Annotated in this window: 18 protein-coding genes and 1 pseudogene; 10 read left to right on the top strand and 9 right to left on the bottom strand. The window is 49.8% G+C overall.

All coding sequences use genetic code 11. The features are described from left to right. Positions 1-15 precede the first annotated feature (15 nt). The 3 genes from FEK50_RS21075 to FEK50_RS21065 are packed head-to-tail and all read right to left on the bottom strand — an operon-like array spanning position 16 to position 2,587. Entirely contained in the window at positions 16-372 is a 357-nt protein-coding gene (locus tag FEK50_RS21075) for a RidA family protein (RefSeq protein WP_131162301.1), read from the bottom strand. Then, complete coding sequence (locus FEK50_RS21070; RefSeq protein WP_131162300.1) at positions 369-1,622, bottom strand: D-amino acid dehydrogenase; 1,254 nt, start codon at positions 1,620-1,622, stop codon at positions 369-371. The genes FEK50_RS21075 and FEK50_RS21070 overlap by 4 nt, the downstream gene beginning before the upstream one ends. Positions 1,623-1,672: 50 nt before the next feature. Then, entirely contained in the window at positions 1,673-2,587 is a 915-nt protein-coding gene (locus FEK50_RS21065) for a LysR family transcriptional regulator (protein WP_130205432.1), read from the bottom strand. A gap of 272 nt (positions 2,588-2,859) precedes the next feature. Here FEK50_RS21065 and FEK50_RS21060 point away from each other — a divergent pair, with 272 nt between their 5' ends. After that, the gene (locus tag FEK50_RS21060) at positions 2,860-4,293 is read left to right on the top strand and encodes a gluconate:proton symporter (RefSeq protein ID WP_130205434.1); all 1,434 of its coding nucleotides are present in this window, start codon (positions 2,860-2,862) and stop codon (positions 4,291-4,293) included. Between the two features lie 149 nt (positions 4,294-4,442). After that, a complete protein-coding gene (gene agp, locus FEK50_RS21055; protein WP_131162299.1) occupies positions 4,443-5,684 on the top strand; it encodes a bifunctional glucose-1-phosphatase/inositol phosphatase in 1,242 nt (413 codons plus the stop codon). Positions 5,685-5,903: 219 nt separating this feature from the next. Here the strand turns inward: agp and FEK50_RS21050 are convergent, their stop codons facing one another. Both FEK50_RS21050 and wrbA read right to left on the bottom strand, forming a co-directional pair. After that, entirely contained in the window at positions 5,904-6,131 is a 228-nt protein-coding gene (locus FEK50_RS21050; protein WP_001143120.1) for a YccJ family protein, read from the bottom strand. A gap of 20 nt (positions 6,132-6,151) precedes the next feature. Then, a complete protein-coding gene (gene wrbA, locus FEK50_RS21045) occupies positions 6,152-6,748 on the bottom strand; it encodes an NAD(P)H:quinone oxidoreductase (RefSeq protein ID WP_001151442.1) in 597 nt (198 codons plus the stop codon). A 376-nt stretch (positions 6,749-7,124) separates the two neighbouring features. Between wrbA and FEK50_RS21040 the strand changes: the two genes are divergently transcribed. After that, the gene (locus FEK50_RS21040) at positions 7,125-7,298 is read left to right on the top strand and encodes a general stress protein (protein ID WP_001273658.1); all 174 of its coding nucleotides are present in this window, start codon (positions 7,125-7,127) and stop codon (positions 7,296-7,298) included. Between the two features lie 250 nt (positions 7,299-7,548). Here FEK50_RS21040 and FEK50_RS24595 read toward each other — a convergent pair. Continuing rightward, positions 7,549-7,803 (bottom strand): annotated as a pseudogene (locus FEK50_RS24595) (solute carrier family 23 protein); the annotation flags it as partial. 260 nt (positions 7,804-8,063) lie between these two features. Between FEK50_RS24595 and rutR the strand changes: the two are divergent. Beyond that, entirely contained in the window at positions 8,064-8,702 is a 639-nt protein-coding gene (gene rutR, locus FEK50_RS21030; protein WP_000191701.1) for an HTH-type transcriptional regulator RutR, read from the top strand. 39 nt (positions 8,703-8,741) lie between these two features. Here the strand turns inward: rutR and putA are convergent, their stop codons facing one another. Further along, on the bottom strand, positions 8,742-12,704 hold the full coding sequence (gene putA, locus FEK50_RS21025; protein WP_131162298.1) for a trifunctional transcriptional regulator/proline dehydrogenase/L-glutamate gamma-semialdehyde dehydrogenase: 3,963 nt from the start codon (positions 12,702-12,704) through the stop codon (positions 8,742-8,744). A 57-nt stretch (positions 12,705-12,761) separates the two neighbouring features. Here putA and FEK50_RS21020 point away from each other — a divergent pair, with 57 nt between their 5' ends. The 6 genes from FEK50_RS21020 (at position 12,762) to phoH (ending at position 19,669) form a co-directional block, all read left to right on the top strand. Beyond that, complete coding sequence (locus FEK50_RS21020) at positions 12,762-12,968, top strand: hypothetical protein (protein WP_138211679.1); 207 nt, start codon at positions 12,762-12,764, stop codon at positions 12,966-12,968. Positions 12,969-13,125: 157 nt separating this feature from the next. Continuing rightward, positions 13,126-14,634 (top strand): sodium/proline symporter PutP, encoded by a 1,509-nt coding sequence (putP, locus tag FEK50_RS21015; RefSeq protein WP_131162297.1) that lies wholly within the window; start codon positions 13,126-13,128, stop codon positions 14,632-14,634. A gap of 312 nt (positions 14,635-14,946) precedes the next feature. Continuing rightward, complete coding sequence (gene efeU, locus FEK50_RS21010) at positions 14,947-15,777, top strand: iron uptake transporter permease EfeU (protein ID WP_000497942.1); 831 nt, start codon at positions 14,947-14,949, stop codon at positions 15,775-15,777. Positions 15,778-15,834: 57 nt separating this feature from the next. Next, the gene (efeO, locus tag FEK50_RS21005; RefSeq protein WP_131162296.1) at positions 15,835-16,962 is read left to right on the top strand and encodes an iron uptake system protein EfeO; all 1,128 of its coding nucleotides are present in this window, start codon (positions 15,835-15,837) and stop codon (positions 16,960-16,962) included. 5 nt (positions 16,963-16,967) lie between these two features. Further along, positions 16,968-18,239, top strand: coding sequence for an iron uptake transporter deferrochelatase/peroxidase subunit (gene efeB, locus FEK50_RS21000; RefSeq protein WP_131162295.1), 1,272 nt, complete (start codon positions 16,968-16,970; stop codon positions 18,237-18,239). A gap of 641 nt (positions 18,240-18,880) precedes the next feature. Then, positions 18,881-19,669, top strand: coding sequence for a phosphate starvation-inducible protein PhoH (gene phoH, locus FEK50_RS20995; RefSeq protein WP_167852377.1), 789 nt, complete (start codon positions 18,881-18,883; stop codon positions 19,667-19,669). A 113-nt stretch (positions 19,670-19,782) separates the two neighbouring features. Here the strand turns inward: phoH and FEK50_RS20990 are convergent, their stop codons facing one another. Further along, positions 19,783-20,643: a hypothetical protein gene (locus tag FEK50_RS20990; protein ID WP_131162293.1), complete on the bottom strand. Its 861-nt coding sequence runs from the start codon at positions 20,641-20,643 to the stop codon at positions 19,783-19,785. A gap of 209 nt (positions 20,644-20,852) precedes the next feature. After that, entirely contained in the window at positions 20,853-21,230 is a 378-nt protein-coding gene (locus FEK50_RS20985; RefSeq protein WP_130205450.1) for a DUF1878 family protein, read from the bottom strand. Between the last annotated feature and the right edge of the window lie 578 nt (positions 21,231-21,808).

The raw sequence follows: 21,808 nt of genomic DNA, 5'->3' as shown, positions 1-21,808 counted from the left end.
GCTGAAAATGGTGACTTATCCTGCTTTTACCGCAGTGACCATCACTTCAACCAGAATCTCCGGGCGGGCCATCTCAGCCTGTACGGTAGCGCGAGCCGGGCTATGTCCTTCTGGCAGCCAGCTAACCCATACGTCGTTGAAATCGGCAAAATCGCGGCTGATATCTTTCAGCCATACCTGAGCGGACAAGAGATGAAATTTATCACTGCCAGCTTCAGCAAGTAATGCGTCGATTTTCTCCAGCACTTCGCGCGTTTGTTGCGCGATGTCAGGAGTATTGCCCTTCGGTGTCTGACCGGAGAGAAATACAAGATTGCCATATTCCACACTGGCGGCAAGACGAGGTTGTGGGTTATTACGTTTGATATTCAAGCTGATTGGCTCCATGTCAGTCCATCAAGGGAAATTGCGGGATCTTCGCCCGACAGCAGCGCGCCTAACACTACGGCACTACCTGCCGCCAGCGTAAAACCCAGACTGCCCTGACCAAGATTCATCCACAGATTTTGATACTTCGCCCGTCCTAAGAGTGGCGGACCCGCAGGGGTGGATGGACGCATACCTGTCCATAATTCGGCATCATCGATGCCTTGCAGTTGCGGAAAACTGTTAGCTACGATCTGCTTTAAGGCATTGATTCGTTCAGGGCGCAATTCATTTCCGTCATAGCCAATATCGACCATAGCGGCGATACGCAACCGCTCACCGAGTCGGGCATAGACAATTTTATGACCGTAGTCGGTGACACTGATTTGCGGTGCGATCCCCATTTCTTGTGGGAAGGGAAGCGTCAGACTGTAACCTTTAAGACCGCAGATCGGTACGTGAGTCCCGGTTTCGGCAAGTAAATGCTTACTACCATTACCCGCGGCAACGACATAATCATCCGCAACCAGCGTTCCTGTGCTGGTGGTGATGGAATCAATGCGCTCGCCTTTTTTATTCAACTGCAAAACTTCACAATCGGTTTGTAGCGAAAAATTTGCGCTGGCATTAAGTTTGGCAAGTAATGCCTGGCAGAACTTATAGCAGTCCGCCGTTTCATCTCCGGGAGAGTAAATACCGCCACACAATGAATGACCAATATGTTTTAGTGCTGGTTCAAGATGAACGCACTCTTCGCGTGATAAAGCCTGTTGAAATTGCGGATTAATACCTTTTGCCGCTTTGGCTAAATCTTGCGGGCGGCGATGAATAATCAGTTTGCCAGAACGGCGCCAGTGAAAATCATCAAGATTATCTTCCAGCAGCCACTCTTCCATGACCTGACGGCTTAACAGTGATAAGCGTAAAATATGGTCGCCATTGAGTTTATTTGTCCGGCTATTGCAGGCCAGTAAAAACTCCAGCAACCAGCGCCACTGGCTAAATGACATGCGCAAACGCATATTCAGGGGAGAGTTGCTTTTCCCCATCCATTTAAGCCCCTGCATCGGTACGCCTTTATCCGCCAGAGGAGCAACGTAGCGATAACTGAGTTGCCCACCATTAGCGAAACTGGTGGCGATACCTGCCTGACTGTTGCGTTCTAACAATTGTACCTGATGGCCCTGTTTTACCAGCACCCATGCTGTTGCCAGACCAATTACCCCGCCGCCAATAATTACAATGCGTTTTTTCATCACCTGAGATATCCACCGCTAATAAATGCGTTGGGGGTATGTCAAAGCATTTAGGCCTGAGGAGCAATTGACTTTTTATTTTCAGGGTATAACTCAAGGTTAATGGCTCGCAGTTGCTGACGTAATTGCTGGCAAAGGAAATCGACAAATTTTTGTGTAATGGGACTAAGTGAAACGTCGGCACGGCGTAGCAAACAAAGGTCTATTTTCATTGGGGGTTCGATGGGGTGAATCGTCTCTGCCGGAAGGTTATGACGGGCAGAGAAAATATCGGTAATACTGCATCCCATTCCGCGTTTTACAAATTCCGTGGCCATGTAATAGGTCTGGACATTCAGGCGCGTCGTCAAAAAATCACGTCGTTTAGCTATTGCATCGGAAAGGGAATGAGGGCCGGGAGAAATCCAGCGTTGTTGGTCAATCTTGTCTATTTCTACTGCGCCCAGGCGATAGTCCCGGTCGATATAAACCAGCGGAACTTCGGCTATCAGCGTCGTCATAATTTCCCCCTGTTGAATCGGCTGTAGCGTCAGGGCCAGATCAATCTCACGCAGATCAAGCTTTTTAACCAACGTTTCAGTGTGCTCTGTCGTCAGTGTCATGACCAGATTCGCATTCTGCTGGTAAAACGCCGTGACTATTTCCGGCACCAGACTTAATCCCAGGCTTGGCAGGCATCCCAGGGCTATTCTGGCTCGCGGATCTCGCGTCAGGTTATCGGCCAGCAGTCGCAGGTTGTCGAGTTCGTGATAAATCGACTGCGCTTTTTCAAAAAGTGTGATCGCTTCGCTGGTTGGAAGAAGCTTGCCACGAACTCGCTGAAAGAGCTGAAAACCGAGTTTTTGCTCAGCGTTTTTTAACGCTTTACTGGCGGCCGGTTGGGAAATATTCAGCGATTCCGCTGCCCGTGAAAGTGTCCCGCATGTCATCACAGCATAGAAGATTTCCAGGTGGCGCAGTTTCATTAAGAGTTAACCCAGAGTTATAGACGATAGATAAAAAGTCATTTCATGGTAACACCAAGTTAACATAAATTTAATCTGTAACGTCTGTTCTGGTAACAATGCGTTATTTGCCCACCTAAAGGGGTTAATTACGAACTCAGAATAATACCTGTAGTACCCGGACAAACCCTCAGTGCATTTTGCTAACAATAATAACGAGGGGGGATATTTTCTGAGCTGTCCAAATACATCGGCTGATATTGAAAGTCGATTCGATGGGGTTAAGGAGTTATATGAGTGACTCAATGCTCGCTGGTGGTTTACTAACCAGACAAAATATCACCAAAAAGAATGTCATTATTGGTTTGTTATTGATTGCATTTTTACTGATAGCGTTCTGGTGCCAGGGGCGTCCAGGTAATGAACTCGGACTGCTTGGTTTTACACCACTGGTGGCGTTAGCGGTGCTCTCGTTGATAGGCGTCGATATTGTTCTGGCGGTTATTTCATCGATTATTATTGCGATGATAATGACTTCCACCGGCTTACCTGAAATGGGTGCCATGCTGGCAAAATCGACGGGATCGTTTATCGCCACTGTTGGTTTGATCATTATGCTTGGCGCAGGCGTAGGTGAAGTGGCAACACGTACCGGAGCCGCCGTTGAACTGGTCAAATTTGTGGTGCATCGTATCGGGCTTTCCAGCCAGACACGGGTCAAATTTGGCATCGTTGTCTCATCCATTCTTATCTGTGGCGCGCTGGGTACTATGGCAGGCGGTAATGCCATTATTGTTGCGGTGATTATTCCCGTGGCGGCTGCAGTACGGCTGACACCGCCTACAGTGGCTGCACTGATGATGACGGCGGGGTCAGTGGGATTGTTTACCGGGCCATTTACTCCCAGTACCGTGACGATTTTACAACTCGGCGGCCTGACTTATCCGCAATACCTGATGTACGTCGGGCTGCCAATGAGCGCCGTGACGTTATTTGCTGGCTGGATAATGGCCGGGCGAATTCAGAAGATGACGGAAGGAAAATTACACTACGAAGTGGATCTCTCAGAGAAAACTCAGGAAGAAGAGGATCCTGCCCGCGATCGTCGTCGCAAACTCAGCGCCCTGGCATTTGCTGCAACCATTATTGTGATGGCGGTTATTGGCGTAGTGATAAAAGCAGGTTTTAGTTTTGCCATTATCGTTATGCTGTTGGTGGCGTTGATCACCGGGCTGGTGGGGGGATTAAGCCCAACCGGGATCCTGCAAGCCCTGTATAAAGGGTGTGGCAGACTGGTGTGGATGTTTCTGCTCTACTGGCTGTATAACCCGATTCTGGAGCTTATGGATAGCCTGCAGGCGTATCAGGGATTGCTCGAATACACACAACCACTGTTAACCGGGATATCTCCGGCATGGCTTTGCTTCTGTATTTTTGCCTTTAATATTATCGGTCATGTGCCAGGTGCTGCTGTTGCTCAGATGACCTTCACGCATAAAATATTTGGTCCGATGTTGATGGCTGCGGGAGTGCCGCCACAGGGTACAACGGCAGTATTATTAGCCTCATCGCAAGTGGACTGGTTTGGGCCTTTCCCTTCATCGGATATGTTCGGTCAAATGGGGCTGGCACAATCTACTCACCTGAAATATATGCTTTATAACGGTTGGGCCATTGTCATTGCCAATATCATTCTTTTTGCCTTGCTGTTTCAGGTATTAGTTTAACGATACAAACCAGGCGATAGCGCGACTACTGTCCGTTATCGCCTGACGGTTTCCCGCCTCGTCATCTGCTAAATTGCGAACCTGTTCCCGGAAAAATGCCATATTTCTGTCACACTCTTAATTGATTGATAACTAAAGAGGTGATGGGAATGAAAAAAACGCTAATTGCTGCGGCCGTGGCTGGAATGGTTTTACTCTCTTCGAATACTCAGGCACAGACCATGCCGGAAGGCTATCAGCTACAGCAAGTGCTACTCATGAGCCGTCATAATTTACGTGCGCCATTGGCAAATAATGGCAGTGTGCTTGAGCAGTCGACGCCGAATAAATGGCCGGAGTGGGATGTTCCTGGTGGACAACTCACGACCAAAGGCGGCGTGCTGGAAGTGTATATGGGCCATTACATGCGTGAGTGGCTGGCAGAGCAGGGAATAGTGAAAACGGGTGAATGCCCGCCGCCGGACACCGTTTATGCCTATGCCAATAGTTTGCAACGCACTGTCGCCACTGCGCAGTTCTTTATTACCGGCGCATTCCCAGGGTGTGATATTCCTGTTCATCACCAGGAAAAAATGGGCACTATGGACCCAACCTTTAATCCGGTGATCACCGATGATTCCGCCGCATTCAGTGAGCAGGCGGTGGCGGCAATGGAGAAAGAGTTCAGCAAACTACAACTAACGGACAGCTATCAGCTACTGGAAAAAATCGTTAACTATAAAGATTCCCCTGCCTGTAAAGAGAAACAGCAGTGTTCGCTGGTGGATGGCAAAAATACCTTTAGCGCGAAGTATCAACAAGAACCGGGCGTTTCCGGGCCGCTGAAAATCGGTAACTCGCTGGTGGATGCGTTTACTTTGCAATACTACGAAGGTTTCCCGATGGATCAGGTGGCCTGGGGAGAGATCAAATCAGATCAGCAGTGGAAGGTGTTGTCGAAGCTGAAAAACGGCTACCAGGATAGCCTGTTTACCTCACCGGAAGTGGCGCGCAATGTTGCGAAACCGCTGGTCAGTTATATCGACAAAGCGCTGGTGACAGAGCGCGCCAGTGCACCAAAAATCACTGTACTGGTTGGGCATGACTCAAATATTGCCTCTCTGTTAACGGCGCTGGATTTCAAACCGTATCAGTTGCATGACCAGAACGAACGCACGCCGATTGGCGGCAAAATCGTTTTCCAGCGTTGGCATGACAGCAAAGCCAATCGCGACCTGATGAAAATCGAGTATGTGTACCAGAGTGCGGAACAGTTGCGTAATGCTGATGCGTTAACGTTGCAGGCTCCGGCTCAACGCGTGACGCTTGAACTTACCGGTTGCCCGATAGATGCCAACGGTTTTTGCCCGATGGATAAGTTTGATAGCGTGTTGAATGAAGCGGTGAAATAACAGAAAGTTCCCCCGCGAGAAGCGGGGGAATATGAGACTGATGACAAACGTGAGATTGCCTGATGCGCTACGCTTATCAGGCCTACCCGAGAATTGCACTATATCGAATTTGCACGCTCATGTAGGCCGGATAAGGCGTTCACGCCGCATCCGGCATGAACAAAGCGCACGTTGTCAACAATTTGAAAGCTCCCCCGCGAGACGCGGGGGAGTTACTGATTAAACGTTTTTACGTTCGATGGTCTGTTCGCCCCAAAAAAGCGAATCTTTATCGGTCTTAGCAAAGGCTTTGACTAACACTTCATCGCTACCTTCTTCCCAAATCTTTTCCGCCATTTTTTCGTCGTACCCGGCGACTTCGAAAATGGCCTCGGCTATTTCCGGCGACGTATTGCGCAGAGATGCCCATTCACCCACGTGATGAGCTTTCGCTTCTTGAGTTGGCATGCGTATCCTCCTGTTGAAGATTAGCCGTTAAGTTTAACTGCCAGACCAGCGACATATTCCCCCTGATAACGTGCGATAGACAACTCTTCCTGGCTGGGTTGGCGTGAACCGTCACCGCCTGCAATGGTGGTTGCGCCGTACGGCGTTCCGCCGCGAACCTGCGAGACGTCAAAAAGTTCCTGCGCTGCGTAGCCAATAGGGACAATCACCATGCCGTGGTGCGCAAGTGTCGTCCAGGTGGATGTGATGGTTTGTTCCTGACCGCCGCCGGTGCCGGTAGAGCTAAAGACGCTCGCCAGTTTTCCGTACAATGCGCCAGAAGCCCACAGGCCGCCAGTCTGGTCGAGGAAGGTACGCATTTGCCCGGACATATTGCCAAAGCGGGTTGGCGTACCAAAAATAATGGCGTCGTAATCGGCCAGTTCTTGCGGAGTTGCAACGGGTGCAGTTTGCGTTTTACCGCCTGCTTTTTCGAATAATTGCGGCTGCATGGTTTCCGGTACACGCTTAACAACAACTTCTGCGCCATCGACTTTGCTTGCGCCTTCAGCGACTGCGCGCGCCATCGTTTCGATATGTCCGTACATGGAATAATAAAGCACCAGAACTTTAGCCATTTCTAACCACTCCTCGTGTTATCTCTATTCCGTAGCGATTCGCTACCACTCTTTTAAAGATAAGACGTCCTTTTCAGAGTGCAAATTTCACAACCACTTATTTGATTTATAACAACTTTCACAAGCGCGTAAATTTGTCGCAAAATGATACATTTTTATCCCATAGCGTTTTTTTAATCATAAGAGAGGCTTATGGATAATTATTGGAAATGATATCTATTCTCGCTCAGAACCTGTTGCAGGATATTACCAAACGCGGGTCCACCCGCGTCAGTTCACTAAGCTTAGTCCCACGTAGCGAAAATATGGCACCGCCATACGCCGCGTTAATCCTATGCAATGCAATATGATGTCTACATCAAGACGGAGGTCAGTAATGGCAAACCATCGAGGCGGTTCAGGTAATTTTGCAGAAGACCGCGAAAGAGCATCAGAAGCAGGTAAAAAAGGTGGACAGCACAGCGGGGGTAATTTCAAGAATGACCCGCAGCGCGCATCTGAAGCAGGTAAAAAAGGTGGGAAGAGCAGTCACGGCAAAAGCGACAACTAGCCGGGCTAATCAATGACGAATGCATTTTTGTCTGTAACTCGTCAAAAAGCCATCACCGCCGGTTACCCGGCGGTTGATACTGATGACAAATGCACGATTGCCTGATGCTTATCAGGCCTACCAGAAGATTGCAATATATTGAATTTGCACTGTTTTGTAGGCCGGATAAGGCGTTTACGTCGCATCCGGCATGAACAATGCGTACGTTGTCAACAATCTGCACCGCCGGGTAATCCCGGCGGTTTTCTGTTTATGGCTCCTGATGAACAACTTCTGGCGGTGGAACGTCAACCAACTTTCTGCTTAACAACGCATTGAGTAAAATCGCGCCAAAAGTTGCTGTACCGATCCCTCCCAACGTAAAACCGCCCAGCGCGATGCTGATATTCGGGTTAATGCCCTGACCGTTAAAGCCCGTTGCGGCAATCACCACGCCAACAAAAGCCGCGCTGGAACCGAGATAACTGGGGACGTGTCCGCCGGTAATAAAGAAAAACAATAACGTGAAAGTCAGACGGGGCGCTGCATCCTGCATATCCTTTTCAGCCGCGTAATGGCTTGTTTGCAAAGCGGATGCCAGTTTTTAAAAATTCAATGTTATTAATGTGTTAATGTTTGGTTGTTGAAAATGACTGGTAAAAAGTGGACTAAACGGTCAAAACAGTTGCACATAAAACATGCGTTCGTGCGCGATGAGAGTGCAGAAGGTCGAGGCCAGACGGGGGTTTTGCTATCCTGTTGCTAATCTACAAGAGGGGAGAGCGCATGACGCAAGGCGCAGTGAAAACAACGGGTAAACGTTCGCGCGCAGTGAGCGCGAAGAAAAAAGCGATTCTTAGCGCGGCACTGGACACTTTTTCGCAATTCGGTTTTCACGGCACAAGGCTGGAGCAAATTGCAGAGTTGGCGGGCGTTTCTAAAACCAATCTGCTGTATTACTTCCCGTCGAAAGAGGCACTGTATATTGCCGTGCTGCGGCAAATTCTCGATATCTGGTTGGCGCCGTTAAAGGCGTTTCGTGAAGATTTCGCCCCGCTGGCGGCGATCAAAGAGTACATTCGTCTGAAGCTGGAAGTCTCCCGCGATTATCCGCAGGCTTCGCGCCTGTTCTGTATGGAGATGCTGGCAGGTGCGCCGCTGTTAATGGATGAACTGACGGGCGATTTGAAGGCGTTAATTGATGAGAAATCAGCGCTGATTGCAGGCTGGGTCAAGAGTGGCAAACTCGCGCCGATTGACCCGCAGCATTTGATTTTTATGATCTGGGCTTCCACTCAACATTACGCCGATTTTGCCCCTCAGGTGGAGGCGGTGACAGGCGCGACGTTGCGCGATGAGGTATTTTTCAATCAAACGGTTGAAAACGTGCAGCGGATTATTATTGAAGGGATTCGACCACGTTAATGATGCCGGAGGAGGTTGCAACATCCTCCGGCTACCTGTTTAACCTATAGTCATTAAGCTGGCGTTACCGCCAGCGGCAGCGGTATTCACACTCAGCGAACGCTCGATATACAGCCGTTCCAGAAGGATATTGCTTTCGCCACGGGCAAAACCCTGCACCGAAACAATTGCGCCATCCCGCGCGGCAACTGCTTCACACAATGCGCGAAGCTGATCCGAATCACCGTGGAAGATCACCGCATCAAACGGTTGAGCGGTTATATTTTCCGCTTTCGCCAGTTGAATACGTTCGCTGACTGCCGATGGCAATGCCTTCACTAACTGACGATGCAGCGCGTCATCCGGCCACAGCACCTGGCTGCCCACCGCCAGCACGGCGGCAAGCTGAGTCAGCGCATCCTGTTCATCATCCGCGATACACAATACGCGCTCACGGGGCAGCAGCGTCCAGGTGTTGCGTTCACCCGTCGGCCCTGGCAGCAATCGTTGTGTTCCTGCCTGCGCCAGCTCGCCATATTGCGTACATAACGCCTGCAATTCTGGACGGTTTGCCGCCCATTCCCGCAGTGCATTCAGCGGCTGAGTCAATGCGGCTTTCAACTGCGCATCGACAGGATACTCCGCATCCTGACGGGCGAGCGTCACCGCCAGCGCGCTTTCCGGGCGATTCGCCAGTAGACGGTAGAGATAGAGCGGACCGCCAGCTTTCGGCCCGGTGCCGGACAACCCTTCGCCGCCGAACGGTTGCACCCCAACCACCGCGCCAACCATATTACGGTTAACATACAAGTTGCCGACATGGGCCGAGCCAGTGACCTGGGCGATGGTTTCATCAATACGCGTATGGACGCCAAGCGTCAGGCCATAGCCGGAAGCGTTAATCTGCTCGATCAGTTCCGGCAGCTGGTTACGGTTATAACGCACCACATGCAGCACCGGACCAAAGACCTCTTTTTGCAATTCGGCAAAGTCATCCAGTTCGACAAGCGTCGGGGCGACAAAGGTGCCGCTTTGCCATTCACGGGCATCTTCGCTGTTTTCCCGCACCGCCTGGAACACCGGACGGCCTTTGCTACGCATGGTCTGAATATGACGCTCGATATTGCCTTTCGCTTCGCTATCAATCACCGGACCGATATCCGTGGTCAGGCGACCAGGATTACCCATTCGACACTCGGCCATTGCGCCGCGCAGCATTTTCAACGTGTGGTCGGCAATCTCATCTTGCAGGCACAGCACGCGCAGTGCCGAACAACGCTGACCCGCACTGTCGAACGCCGAGGCCAGCACATCTATTACTACTTGTTCGGTCAGGGCGGAGGAATCGACAATCATCGCGTTCATGCCGCCGGTTTCAGCGATGAGCGGAATAGGGCGCCCCTGAGCGTCCAGGCGGCTGGCGATATTGCGTTGCAGTAACGTAGCGACTTCGGTTGAACCGGTAAACATCACCCCGCGCACGCGATCATCACCCGTCAGTTGCGCGCCCACGGTTTCACCCTGACCAGGCAGCAATTGCACCACGCCTGGCGGTACACCCGCTTCCAGCAAAATGGCGATCCCTTGCGCGGCAATCAGCGGAGTTTGTTCTGCCGGTTTTGCCAGTACGCTGTTACCTGCAGCCAGTGCGGCAGCGATCTGCCCGGTGAAAATAGCCAGCGGGAAGTTCCACGGACTGATACACACCACAGGCCCTAATGGACGGTGGGTTTCGTTAGCGAAATCATCCCGCACCTGTCCGGCGTAGTAGTGGAGAAAATCGACCGCTTCGCGCACTTCGGCAATGGCGTTGCTGAAGGTTTTTCCGGCTTCACGCACCAGAATACCAATCAGTTGCTGCATCTGGCTTTCCATCAGCACGGCAGCGCGGTGCAAAATCGCCGCGCGTTCAGCCGGAGGAGTGGCAAACCAAATTGGCGCGTTATTAACTGCACTTTCCAGCGCCTGTTCCACTTCACGCGGCGTGGCTTCACGTACATAGCCCACAATATCTTTCGGTTCCGCAGGGTTAATAACGGGCGACATCTCACCCGCCGCTACCGGTTGTTCCAGCATTGGCAAGGCCTGCCATTTTTGCAGTGCACTATTGAGCAGGGCAGAAGAGAGCGAGGCCAGACGGTGTTCGTTAGCGAGATCCAGCCCTGCCGAGTTGTCGCGTCCGTGACCGTAAAGATCGCGCGGCAGGGGAATTTTCGGATGCGGTAATCCAGTTTGTCCTTCCTGTTGCGCCAATTTTTCTACCGCAGTGACCGGATCGGCGACCAGTTCATCCAGTGGCAAAGAGGTGTCGGCAATACGGTTAACAAACGAGGTGTTAGCACCGTTTTCCAGCAGGCGGCGCACCAGATACGCCAACAGCGTTTCATGTGTGCCAACCGGAGCATAAATACGACACGGACGGTTAAGTTTGCCGTCGGCAACTTTCCCGGTGACCTGCTCATACAGTGGCTCGCCCATACCGTGCAGGCACTGGAACTCGTACTGACCCGGGTAGTAGTTTTGACCCGCCAGTTGATAAATCGCCGCCAGCGTATGGGCGTTGTGCGTCGCGAACTGCGGGTAGATTAAATTCGGCACCGCCAGCAGCTTTTTCGCACAGGCGAGATAAGAAACGTCGGTATACACCTTGCGGGTATAAACCGGATAGCCTTCAAGGCCGTCCATCTGCGCACGCTTGATTTCACTATCCCAGTACGCGCCTTTCACCAGGCGAATCATCAGACGGCGACGGCTGCGGGTTGCGAGATCAATCAGGTAATCAATCACCAGCGGGCAGCGTTTCTGATAAGCCTGAATAACAAAACCGATACCGTTCCAGCCTGCCAGTTCTGGCTCGAAACAGAGTTTTTCCAGCAGATCGAGGGAGATCTCCAGACGGTCGGCCTCTTCGGCATCGATGTTAATACCAATATCGTATTGACGCGCCAGCAGGGTGAGTGATTTCAGACGCGGGTAAAGCTCTTCCATTACGCGGTCATACTGGGCGCGGCTGTAACGCGGATGCAGCGCCGACAGCTTGATTGAAATGCCCGGACCTTCATAGATGCCACGACCATTGGATGCTTTACCAATGGCGTGAATCGCCTGCTGATAGGAAACCATATACGCTTGCGCGTCCGCGGCAGTCAGCGCGGCTTCGCCCAGCATATCGTAAGAGTAACGGAAACCTTTCTCTTCCAGCTTGCGGGCATTGGCTAACGCTTCCGCGATGGTCTCACCCGTGACGAACTGCTCGCCCATCAGGCGCATCGCCATATCCACACCTTTGCGGATCAGCGGTTCACCGCTTTTACCGATAATGCGATTCAGCGAGCGGGAGAGGCTGGCTTCGTTATGGGTAGAAACCAGTTTGCCGGTAAACAGCAGCCCCCAGGTGGCGGCATTAACAAACAAAGACGGGCTACGACCAATGTGTGACTGCCAGTTACCGTTGCTGATTTTGTCGCGAATTAACGCATCACGGGTGGCTTTGTCGGGAATACGTAACAACGCTTCTGCTAAACACATCAGCGCCACGCCTTCCTGCGATGACAGCGAAAACTCCTGCAATAACCCCTGAACCATACCTGCGCGACCACTGGCGTTTTTTTGATTACGCAGTTTATCGGCCAGTTGATACGCCTGTTTGTGCGCCTGTTCGGCAACTGACTGCGGCAGGCGAGCTTGTTCCAGCAGCATAGAAACCGCTTCGGTTTCCGGGCGGCGATAGGCCGCGGTGATAGCGGCGCGGGAAACCGACTGGGGCAAAATTTGCTCGGCAAAGTCGAGGAAAGGCTGGTGTGGTTCCTCTGCCGGATTCGGCGCTTCATCGCTCTCATTGGCTGCGCCAGAAAGCAGTGCAGGCAGCTCCGGCAAGGTATCGCTATTTTCCAGTTGTTCAAGATAAGAAAAAATCGCCTGCTTAATTAACCAGTGCGGTGTGCGATCGATACGTGTCGCGGCAGACTTAATACGCTCACGCGTCGCGTCGTCCAGCTTAACCCCCATGGTGGTGGTTCCCATGCCATTGCTCCTGTTGTTCTGAAAAGTGCAACTTAACGTTATCGTGAAATATCTATTATGTTGCAACTTTGTGCAACCACGTTAAATGTGACTTACGTAGCAAGCTTAAAAATGAATGAAATGTTAATAAAAGAAATCGATATGACAGGGATTAAAAAAGTAATGCAGACTTTTTCTCTGCGGCAGTTAACATTTTTGAAAGGTGCAACCGTAAAAAATGTGAGGAAGTGCAACCTGATGAAAAATAGTATCGCTGGGCAATAAAATTTGATGTAAATGATGTGTTAAATCGATTGTGAATAACCAGCACTTCCGGCAGGATACGGTCGCCCTGGTAAAACATAAACTCTGTTACCCCGTTCCGGTGGCAGATATAACGGCAAGTTTCGACATTGCCGATAATAATTTTTGGAGACTTTAGATGGCTATTAGCACACCGATGTTGGTGACATTTTGTGTCTATATCTTTGGCATGATATTGATTGGGTTTATCGCCTGGCGATCAACCAAAAACTTTGACGACTATATTCTGGGCGGTCGTAGCCTTGGGCCATTCGTGACGGCATTATCGGCGGGTGCGTCGGATATGAGCGGCTGGCTGTTAATGGGGTTGCCGGGCGCAGTCTTTCTTTCCGGGATTTCCGAGAGCTGGATCGCCATCGGCCTGACATTAGGCGCGTGGATCAACTGGAAGCTGGTGGCCGGGCGGTTGCGTGTTCATACCGAATACAATAATAACGCCTTAACTCTGCCGGATTATTTCACCGGGCGCTTTGAAGATAAAAGCCGCATTTTGCGCATTATCTCCGCGCTGGTTATTTTGCTGTTCTTCACCATTTATTGCGCTTCGGGCATTGTGGCAGGCGCGCGCCTGTTTGAAAGCACCTTTGGCATGAGCTACGAAACGGCTCTGTGGGCGGGAGCTGCGGCGACGATCCTTTACACCTTTATTGGCGGTTTCCTCGCGGTGAGCTGGACTGACACTGTACAGGCCAGCCTGATGATTTTTGCCCTGATCCTGACGCCTGTAATTGTCATTATCAGCGTTGGCGGCTTTGGCGACTCGCTGGAAGTGATCAAACAAAAGAGCATTGAAAACGTCGATATGCTCAAAGGACTGAACTTTATCGCCATTATCTCGCTGATGGGCTGGGGTCTGGGGTACTTCGGGCAGCCGCACATTCTGGCGCGTTTTATGGCAGCAGATTCTCACCACAGCATTGTCCATGCGCGTCGTATCAGTATGACCTGGATGATCCTCTGCCTGGCAGGGGCGGTGGCTGTTGGCTTCTTTGGGATTGCTTACTTTAACGAGCATCCGGCGTTGGCGGGTGCGGTAAATCAGAACGCCGAGCGCGTGTTTATCGAACTGGCGCAAATTCTGTTTAACCCGTGGATTGCCGGGATTTTGCTGTCGGCGATTCTGGCGGCGGTGATGTCAACCTTAAGCTGCCAGCTGCTGGTGTGCTCCAGTGCAATTACCGAAGATTTATACAAAGCGTTTCTGCGTAAACATGCCAGCCAGAAAGAGCTGGTGTGGGTAGGGCGTGTGATGGTGCTGGTGGTGGCGCTGGTGGCGATTGCGCTGGCGGCAAACCCGGAAAACCGCGTACTGGGCTTAGTGAGCTACGCGTGGGCAGGCTTTGGCGCGGCGTTTGGTCCGGTGGTGCTGTTCTCGGTGATGTGGTCACGCATGACGCGCAACGGTGCGCTGGCGGGGATGATCATCGGTGCGCTGACGGTTATCGTCTGGAAACAGTTCGGCTGGCTGGGTCTGTACGAAATTATTCCGGGCTTTATCTTTGGTAGCATTGGAATTGTGGTGTTCAGTTTGCTGGGTAAAGCGCCGTCAGCGGCGATGCAAAAACGCTTTGCTGAAGCAGATGCGCACTATCATTCTGCGCCGCCGTCACGGTTGCAGGAAAGCTAAGGGACTTAGCCTGCGGCGGTTTTGTTTGGCTTCAGCAGCGTGTTGCGCAGCATTAAAATAGTTGTGTGGTTCTTGCCGGATAAGGCGTTTACGCGGCATCTGGCAAGAACACATGGCTCGTTGTAAACAATCCCATCTTTCTACCCTGGAATAATCGTTTATATCCCGGGCATTATCTCTCTTTGTTTACATTCCAACATCATTTTATAAACATTCCGCTTGTATTTTTCTTCATCGTAATGATAATCGCTATCACTGCGATTTACTTTTCTTTGCATAGATTGACTCAGAAAAACGTTTAAGGGTGGTGGCATGTTTGTTCCGTTTCTCATTATGTTGCGCGAAGGACTTGAAGCCGCGCTGATTGTCAGTTTGATTGCCAGCTATCTTAAGCGTACCCAGCGAGGCCGGTGGATTGGTGTCATGTGGATTGGCGTGTTGCTTGCCGCTGCGTTGTGCCTGGGCTTGGGTATCTTCATTAACGAAACTACCGGCGAATTCCCGCAAAAAGAACAGGAACTGTTTGAAGGTATCGTGGCAGTGATCGCTGTGGTGATCCTCACCTGGATGGTTTTCTGGATGCGCAAAGTGTCGCGCAACGTCAAAGTGCAACTGGAACAGGCAGTCGATAGCGCATTGCAGCGTGGAAATCATCATGGCTGGGCGCTGGTGATGATGGTCTTTTTTGCTGTTGCAAGGGAAGGGCTGGAGTCGGTCTTTTTCCTGCTGGCGGCATTTCAACAAGATGTCGGGATTTGGCCGCCGCTGGGTGCAATGCTCGGTCTTGCTACTGCCGTGGTGCTCGGCTTCCTGCTCTACTGGGGCGGTATTCGTCTTAATCTCGGCGCATTTTTCAAATGGACCAGCCTGTTTATTCTCTTCGTCGCCGCAGGGCTGGCAGCTGGTGCCATTCGCGCATTTCATGAAGCTGGCCTGTGGAACCACTTTCAGGAAATCGCCTTCGATATGAGCGCGGTGCTCTCAACTCACTCGCTATTCGGCACGCTAATGGAAGGGATTTTTGGCTATCAGGAAGCGCCGAGCGTCAGCGAAGTCGCCGTCTGGTTTATTTATCTCATCCCGGCGCTGGTGGCATTTGCTCTGCCACCACGTGCAGGGGCGACAGCGTCTCGCTCCGCATAACGAATACGACGCAAACTCTTGCTTAGTTACAACATACTTTAAAGGGATAGTCTCGTCATGACCATTAACTTCCACCGTAACGCATTGCAGTTGAGCGTGGCTGCGCTGTTTTCTTCTGCTTTTATGGCTAACGCCGCTGATGTGCCGCAGGTCAAAGTGACCGTGACGGATAAGCAGTGCGAACCGATGTCCATTACGGTTAACGCCGGGAAAACGCAATTTATCATTCAGAACCACAGCCAGAAGGCGCTGGAGTGGGAGATCCTTAAAGGCGTAATGGTAGTGGAAGAGCGGGAAAATATCGCCCCTGGCTTTAGCCAGAAAATGACGGCGAATTTACAGCCTGGCGAATACGATATGACCTGCGGTCTGCTGACTAACCCGAAAGGGAAGTTGATCGTCAAAGGCGAGGCAACGGCGGATGCGGCGCAAAGTGATGCGCTGTTAAGTCTTGGTGGTGCAATTACTGCATATAAAGCGTATGTCATGGCAGAAACCACGCAGCTGGTGACCGACACTAAAGCCTTTACCGACGCCATCAAAGCAGGCGATATCGAAAAAGCGAAAGCACTGTATGCGCCGACGCGTCAGCACTATGAGCGCATCGAACCGATTGCTGAACTGTTCTCCGATCTGGATGGCAGCATTGACGCCCGTGAAGATGATTACGAGCAAAAAGCCGCCGATCCAAAATTCACCGGTTTCCACCGTCTGGAAAAAGCATTGTTTGGCGACAACACCACCAAAGGGATGGATACGTACGCTGACCAGCTTTATACCGATGTGGTCGATTTGCAAAAACGCATCAGTGAACTGGCTTTCCCACCTTCAAAAGTGGTCGGCGGCGCAGCCGGACTGATTGAGGAAGTGGCAGCCAGCAAAATCAGCGGTGAAGAAGATCGCTACAGCCACACCGATCTGTGGGACTTCCAGGCTAACGTTGAAGGCTCGCAGAAAATTGTCGATCTGCTGCGTCCACAACTGCAAAAAGCCAACCCGGAGCTGCTGGCAAAAGTCGATGCTAACTTCAAAAAGGTCGATACCATTCTGGCGAAATACCGTACCAAAGACGGTTTTGAAACCTACGACAAGCTGACCGACGCCGACCGTAACGCGCTGAAAGGGCCGATTACTGCGCTGGCGGAAGATCTGGCGCAACTTCGCGGTGTGCTGGGGCTGGACTAAGCGTTATGCAGTATGAAGATGAAAACGGCGTGAATGAACTGTCACGCCGACGTTTATTGAAAGGGATTGGTGCGCTGGCGCTGGCGGGAAGTTGTCCGGTCGCTCATGCACAAAAAACGCAAAGTGCGCCGGGTACGCTTTCACCGGATGCACGTAATGAGAAACAGCCGTTTTACGGTGAGCATCAGGCAGGGGTCCTGACGCCACAACAGGCCGCAATGATGCTGGTGGCGTTTGATGTGCTTGCCAGCGATAAAGCCGATCTTGAACGATTGTTTCGCTTGTTGACTCAGCGTTTTGCTTTTCTGACTCAGGGCGGAGCGGCACCAGAAACACCAAATCCGCGCCTGCCACCACTCGATTCCGGCATTATTGGCGACTACATTGCGCCCGATAATCTCACCATCACGTTATCGGTGGGCCACTCATTGTTTGATGAACGGTTTGGGCTTGCGCCGCAGATGCCGAAAAAGTTGCAGAAGATGACGCGTTTCCCCAACGACTCGCTTGATGCGGCGTTATGTCATGGTGATGTGTTGCTACAAATTTGCGCCAACACCCAGGACACGGTGATCCATGCGCTGCGCGATATCATCAAACACACGCCGGATTTGCTCAGTGTGCGCTGGAAGCGGGAAGGGTTTATTTCCGATCACGCGGCGCGTAGTAAAGGCAAAGAGACGCCGATAAATTTGCTGGGCTTTAAAGACGGCACTGCCAATCCCGACAGCCAGAATGATAAGTTGATGCAAAAAGTGGTGTGGGTCACGGCAGATCAGCAGGAGCCTACGTGGGCTATCGGCGGCAGCTACCAGGCGGTGCGCTTGATTCAGTTTCGAGTGGAATTTTGGGACAGAACGCCGCTGAAAGAACAGCAGACGATTTTTGGTCGTGATAAGCAAACCGGTGCGCCGCTGGGGATGAAGCATGAGCACGATGTGCCGGATTACGCCAGCGATCCGGAAGGGAAGGTGATTGCGCTGGACAGCCATATTCGTCTGGCGAATCCCCGCACGGCGGAGAGTGAGTCCAGTCTGATGCTGCGTCGTGGCTACAGTTATTCGTTGGGCGTCACCAACTCCGGACAACTCGATATGGGGTTGCTGTTTGTCTGCTACCAGCACGATCTGGAAAAAGGCTTCCTGACAGTACAAAAAAGGCTCAATGGCGAAGCGCTGGAGGAATACGTCAAACCTATCGGCGGCGGTTATTTTTATGCGTTGCCGGGGGTGAAGGACGCGAATGATTACCTGGGAAGGGCGCTATTGCAGGTTTAATGTTTTTAGGCGGATAAGGAGTTCGGCGCATCCGGCGTTCGTGCACTGATGCCTGATGCGATGCTGGCGCATCTTATCAGGCCTACAATCGGTGCTGGCTCGGTAGGCCGAATAAGGCGTTTACGCCGCATCCGGCAAACACAAGGTACATCTTACCAGTACTGAGAATCCTGCTGAAAGCACACAGCTTTTTTCATCACTGTCATCACTCTGTCATCTTTCCAGTAGAAAGTGATGTCACTGAAATGGTGTTTTATGGTTAAATGCAAGTAAAAATATTGTTGCAATGAATGCGAAAACTGTTGTACTTATTAAGTAACAGCGGTAGTTCCCGGCAGTGATAGTCAGTCACTATGGAGATCGCGGATGGTAACGTCCTGCACTGGACATGTTTTTGACAATCAACGCTCGACCAAACGCGGAGATTTCTCCTCCGGTAGCAACTTCGTCACTCTGTATTTTTACTCACTTCCTCCCTTTTCTTGTGTTACCGACGCCGTGAACGGTGCGCGTAGCCGTTTTCGGTGTTATTTCCAAAAGCAAACTATGGCTTACAAGGAAGCCAACCCTCTGATGTTCGTGCGCATAATCGCGCTGCCAACGGCGCGTGTGATGAATACAAACAACTCAAGGTGCTCTCCATGGGAAGACAAAAAGCAGTGATCAAAGCTCGTCGCGAAGCAAAACGTGTGCTGAGACGGGATTCACGCAGCCATAAACAGCGTGAAGAAGAATCGGTCACCTCGCTTGTGCAGATGAGCGGCGTAGAAGCCATTGGTATGGCCCGCGACAGTCGCGATACTTCGCCAATCGTGGCGCGAAATGAAGCGCAATTGCACTATCTGAAGGCTATTGAGAGTAAGCAGCTGATATTCGCTACGGGCGAAGCCGGGTGCGGTAAAACCTGGATCAGTGCGGCAAAAGCGGCTGAGGCCCTGATACATAAGGATGTCGACAGGATCATCGTCACCCGTCCAGTTTTGCAAGCCGATGAAGACCTTGGCTTCTTACCTGGAGATATCGCAGAAAAGTTTGCTCCCTATTTTCGTCCGGTCTATGACGTGCTGGTCCGGCGCCTGGGGGCTTCCTTTATGCAGTATTGCCTGCGACCGGAAATAGGGAAGGTGGAAATCGCGCCGTTCGCCTATATGCGTGGACGTACCTTTGAAAATGCAGTTGTCATTCTTGACGAGGCGCAGAATGTGACTGCCGCGCAAATGAAAATGTTTTTAACCCGCCTCGGGGAAAACGTAACGGTTATCGTCAATGGTGATATCACGCAATGCGATCTGCCTCGCGGCGTGCGCTCCGGATTAAGTGACGCGCTGGAACGTTTCGAAGAAGATGAAATGGTCGGGATCGTCCGGTTCGGCAAAAATGATTGCGTACGTTCGGCACTTTGCCAACGTGCGCTACATGCCTATAGTTAAGCGTATTACAAGCACAGAGCCCGGGCTAACCGGGCTTTGTTTTTGATGTGTATGCCCGGAGTGCAAATTTATCTGAAACTACCTACAGCCGGTTTAGTTGCAATGCAGGATAGCTATTTTAAATTATAAAGTCTGTTCTCAATATATTCATTCAGTTTTGTCAGCTCTTCTGCGATTTTTTCCTTGTTTAATTCATTGTTGTCGGTCATGGTTAATAAAATCAATTCCTTTGTTTTTTTTGATAAAATTCCCGGGTGAAAATTTCTGCTGTTATACATTTCTTGAATAATGCTGAGTAATTCGTTATTGAAAAAATCAATATTATCCATGTTGTCGATTTGAGGGTTGCTGTCTTGAAAATTTTTAATAATTTTATTTATCTTGATAAGGAAATAAAACTCAATATTTCTCTGGGTTTGTTCTTCTGGTGTGAAAATTGGAAAGTCATATTGTTCACATATTGTATCATAATCATCAAACTTATCATTTTCAATTAACCATAATTTTCTCTTTTCTATTTTATCCTTTGTTGATTTTATCTCTGAAAACATTCTTTTTATTATCAATAAAATGATGGTCGTGACAAATAAAATAATTACGCCAATATGTGTGGAGTAATAAAAAAGTAACATGATAAATGAAATTACTGGTAGTGCTAATGAAGTAATAATCAATAAATTACCGACTTTACTATATGAGTGTAGCTCAAAAATGAATTCCCTTTCGTCACTTGCGAATATGTAAAATAATGAGAAGCCTGTGTTCAGTAATGTTGATATTGCGAAACCTAACGTAGCCCACCATAGCGGAAAACTATTGGAGATATTAACAGGGGGTACACTAAAAAGCCCAATAAAAAAGGTAAAGCAGGCTCCAGTAAGAATTGAGTGAAAATATGAAAACCATTTTATACTCTCCCCTGTATGATACCCTTTTTTATATGCACGCCAGGCAATCCTCTTTGTATTATACATGGTTATATCCTTAAATTGATTTACTATGAAAACTATACTGATTGATATTAATGCATGCGCAAGATTATTATTAATATCGTATATAATTTACTGCCTCATCGCCCGAATCAATGCCATATCAGTTTGTGCATTAGATTAGTTGATAAATAAATGATTATGAACAAAAGCATTTATCTGGTAATAGATTTAGCCTACTACCAGATAAACAATCAGTTATTGTGGCGAATAATTTGGTAAAACTCGGCAGGTATGTTGGGGCCAAAACTCAGCGCATATTGATAACAAACATCTGTCCACTGATGGTTTTTGTAAAAAGCAAGAATAACTTGTTTTACCATTTGGTATTCAATATCGAGTTCATCTTTTAAGTCGTTTTCAAATTCATACCATTTTAATTTTTCATTGTTGCTTAATTTTTCATCGTATTTTTCAAATATATCATGTGTACGATTAATGTTTTTTTCATTCCAATCCATTGAAATAGTTAATGACTCCACAGGATGATTATGGTAATCGATTATGTCACCAAGGATACTTATATGGTATTTCAATTTTTCAATTTCTTTTGAAATTTCAGTTAAGTTCATGCTTTATCCTCCATTTTAGAATTTGTAGAATTCATCGCAGATATGACATCTTGAGTCTTGGTTTGTAGATCATGAACATATGCGAGTCTGGAGTGCCTGAATGCCAACCTGTTTCGTAAGAGTTAAGATTGATTTTGCTTCAACAAGAAGCAGGTGAGTATCAGCATCAGGATCTTTTGTATCAAGAGTTCCTAAAGCAATATCGGAAACTCTTTTGTCTTGTGCTCGCTTCAGAAGAGCATAGTCATGCTGTCTGTTATTAAAGGATACTCCCATCCATTTACCCGCAATAGTTAGAATTGAATCACTTTGTACATTTATATTCAGCTTTTGCTTTGGTAAATAATAAATGTTATTTCGGTATTATCTAATGCAAAAATGATTTTGCAAAACAAGGTATCGCTTACCGCATCCTTTCTGAACGCAACAGGAGACTATGTTGGGAAATTCCTCGTCGCCCTGCGGGCAGCCCGTTCACTGCGTTCGCGGTCTGTCCAACTGGCTGCCGCAGTTGTCGAACCCGGGTCCGGGCTTCTCACCCCGCCAGGACGGGTCACATGCGAAAAAAAAGCCCGTAC

The organism is Escherichia sp. E2586 (assembly GCF_005781105.1).
Classification (GTDB): domain Bacteria; phylum Pseudomonadota; class Gammaproteobacteria; order Enterobacterales; family Enterobacteriaceae; genus Escherichia.
Note: the sequence above shows the minus strand (reverse complement) of the source record. Positions and strands in the feature narration are given on the sequence as shown.

Coding starts and splice junctions, on each gene's coding strand:
- efeB (WP_131162295.1), top strand. CDS start 16,968: ATGCAGTATGAAGATGAAAACGGCGTGAATGAACTGTCACGCCGACGT.
- efeU (WP_000497942.1), top strand. CDS start 14,947: ATGTTTGTTCCGTTTCTCATTATGTTGCGCGAAGGACTTGAAGCCGCG.
- putA (WP_131162298.1), bottom strand. CDS start 12,704: ATGGGAACCACCACCATGGGGGTTAAGCTGGACGACGCGACGCGTGAG.
- wrbA (WP_001151442.1), bottom strand. CDS start 6,748: ATGGCTAAAGTTCTGGTGCTTTATTATTCCATGTACGGACATATCGAA.
- FEK50_RS20990 (WP_131162293.1), bottom strand. CDS start 20,643: ATGTATAATACAAAGAGGATTGCCTGGCGTGCATATAAAAAAGGGTAT.
- rutR (WP_000191701.1), top strand. CDS start 8,064: ATGACGCAAGGCGCAGTGAAAACAACGGGTAAACGTTCGCGCGCAGTG.
- FEK50_RS21065 (WP_130205432.1), bottom strand. CDS start 2,587: ATGAAACTGCGCCACCTGGAAATCTTCTATGCTGTGATGACATGCGGG.
- FEK50_RS21050 (WP_001143120.1), bottom strand. CDS start 6,131: ATGCCAACTCAAGAAGCGAAAGCTCATCACGTGGGTGAATGGGCATCT.
- FEK50_RS21020 (WP_138211679.1), top strand. CDS start 12,762: ATGTTGCAACTTTGTGCAACCACGTTAAATGTGACTTACGTAGCAAGC.
- FEK50_RS20985 (WP_130205450.1), bottom strand. CDS start 21,230: ATGAACTTAACTGAAATTTCAAAAGAAATTGAAAAATTGAAATACCAT.
- FEK50_RS21070 (WP_131162300.1), bottom strand. CDS start 1,622: ATGAAAAAACGCATTGTAATTATTGGCGGCGGGGTAATTGGTCTGGCA.
- FEK50_RS21060 (WP_130205434.1), top strand. CDS start 2,860: ATGAGTGACTCAATGCTCGCTGGTGGTTTACTAACCAGACAAAATATC.
- agp (WP_131162299.1), top strand. CDS start 4,443: ATGAAAAAAACGCTAATTGCTGCGGCCGTGGCTGGAATGGTTTTACTC.
- phoH (WP_167852377.1), top strand. CDS start 18,881: ATGGGAAGACAAAAAGCAGTGATCAAAGCTCGTCGCGAAGCAAAACGT.
- putP (WP_131162297.1), top strand. CDS start 13,126: ATGGCTATTAGCACACCGATGTTGGTGACATTTTGTGTCTATATCTTT.
- FEK50_RS21040 (WP_001273658.1), top strand. CDS start 7,125: ATGGCAAACCATCGAGGCGGTTCAGGTAATTTTGCAGAAGACCGCGAA.
- efeO (WP_131162296.1), top strand. CDS start 15,835: ATGACCATTAACTTCCACCGTAACGCATTGCAGTTGAGCGTGGCTGCG.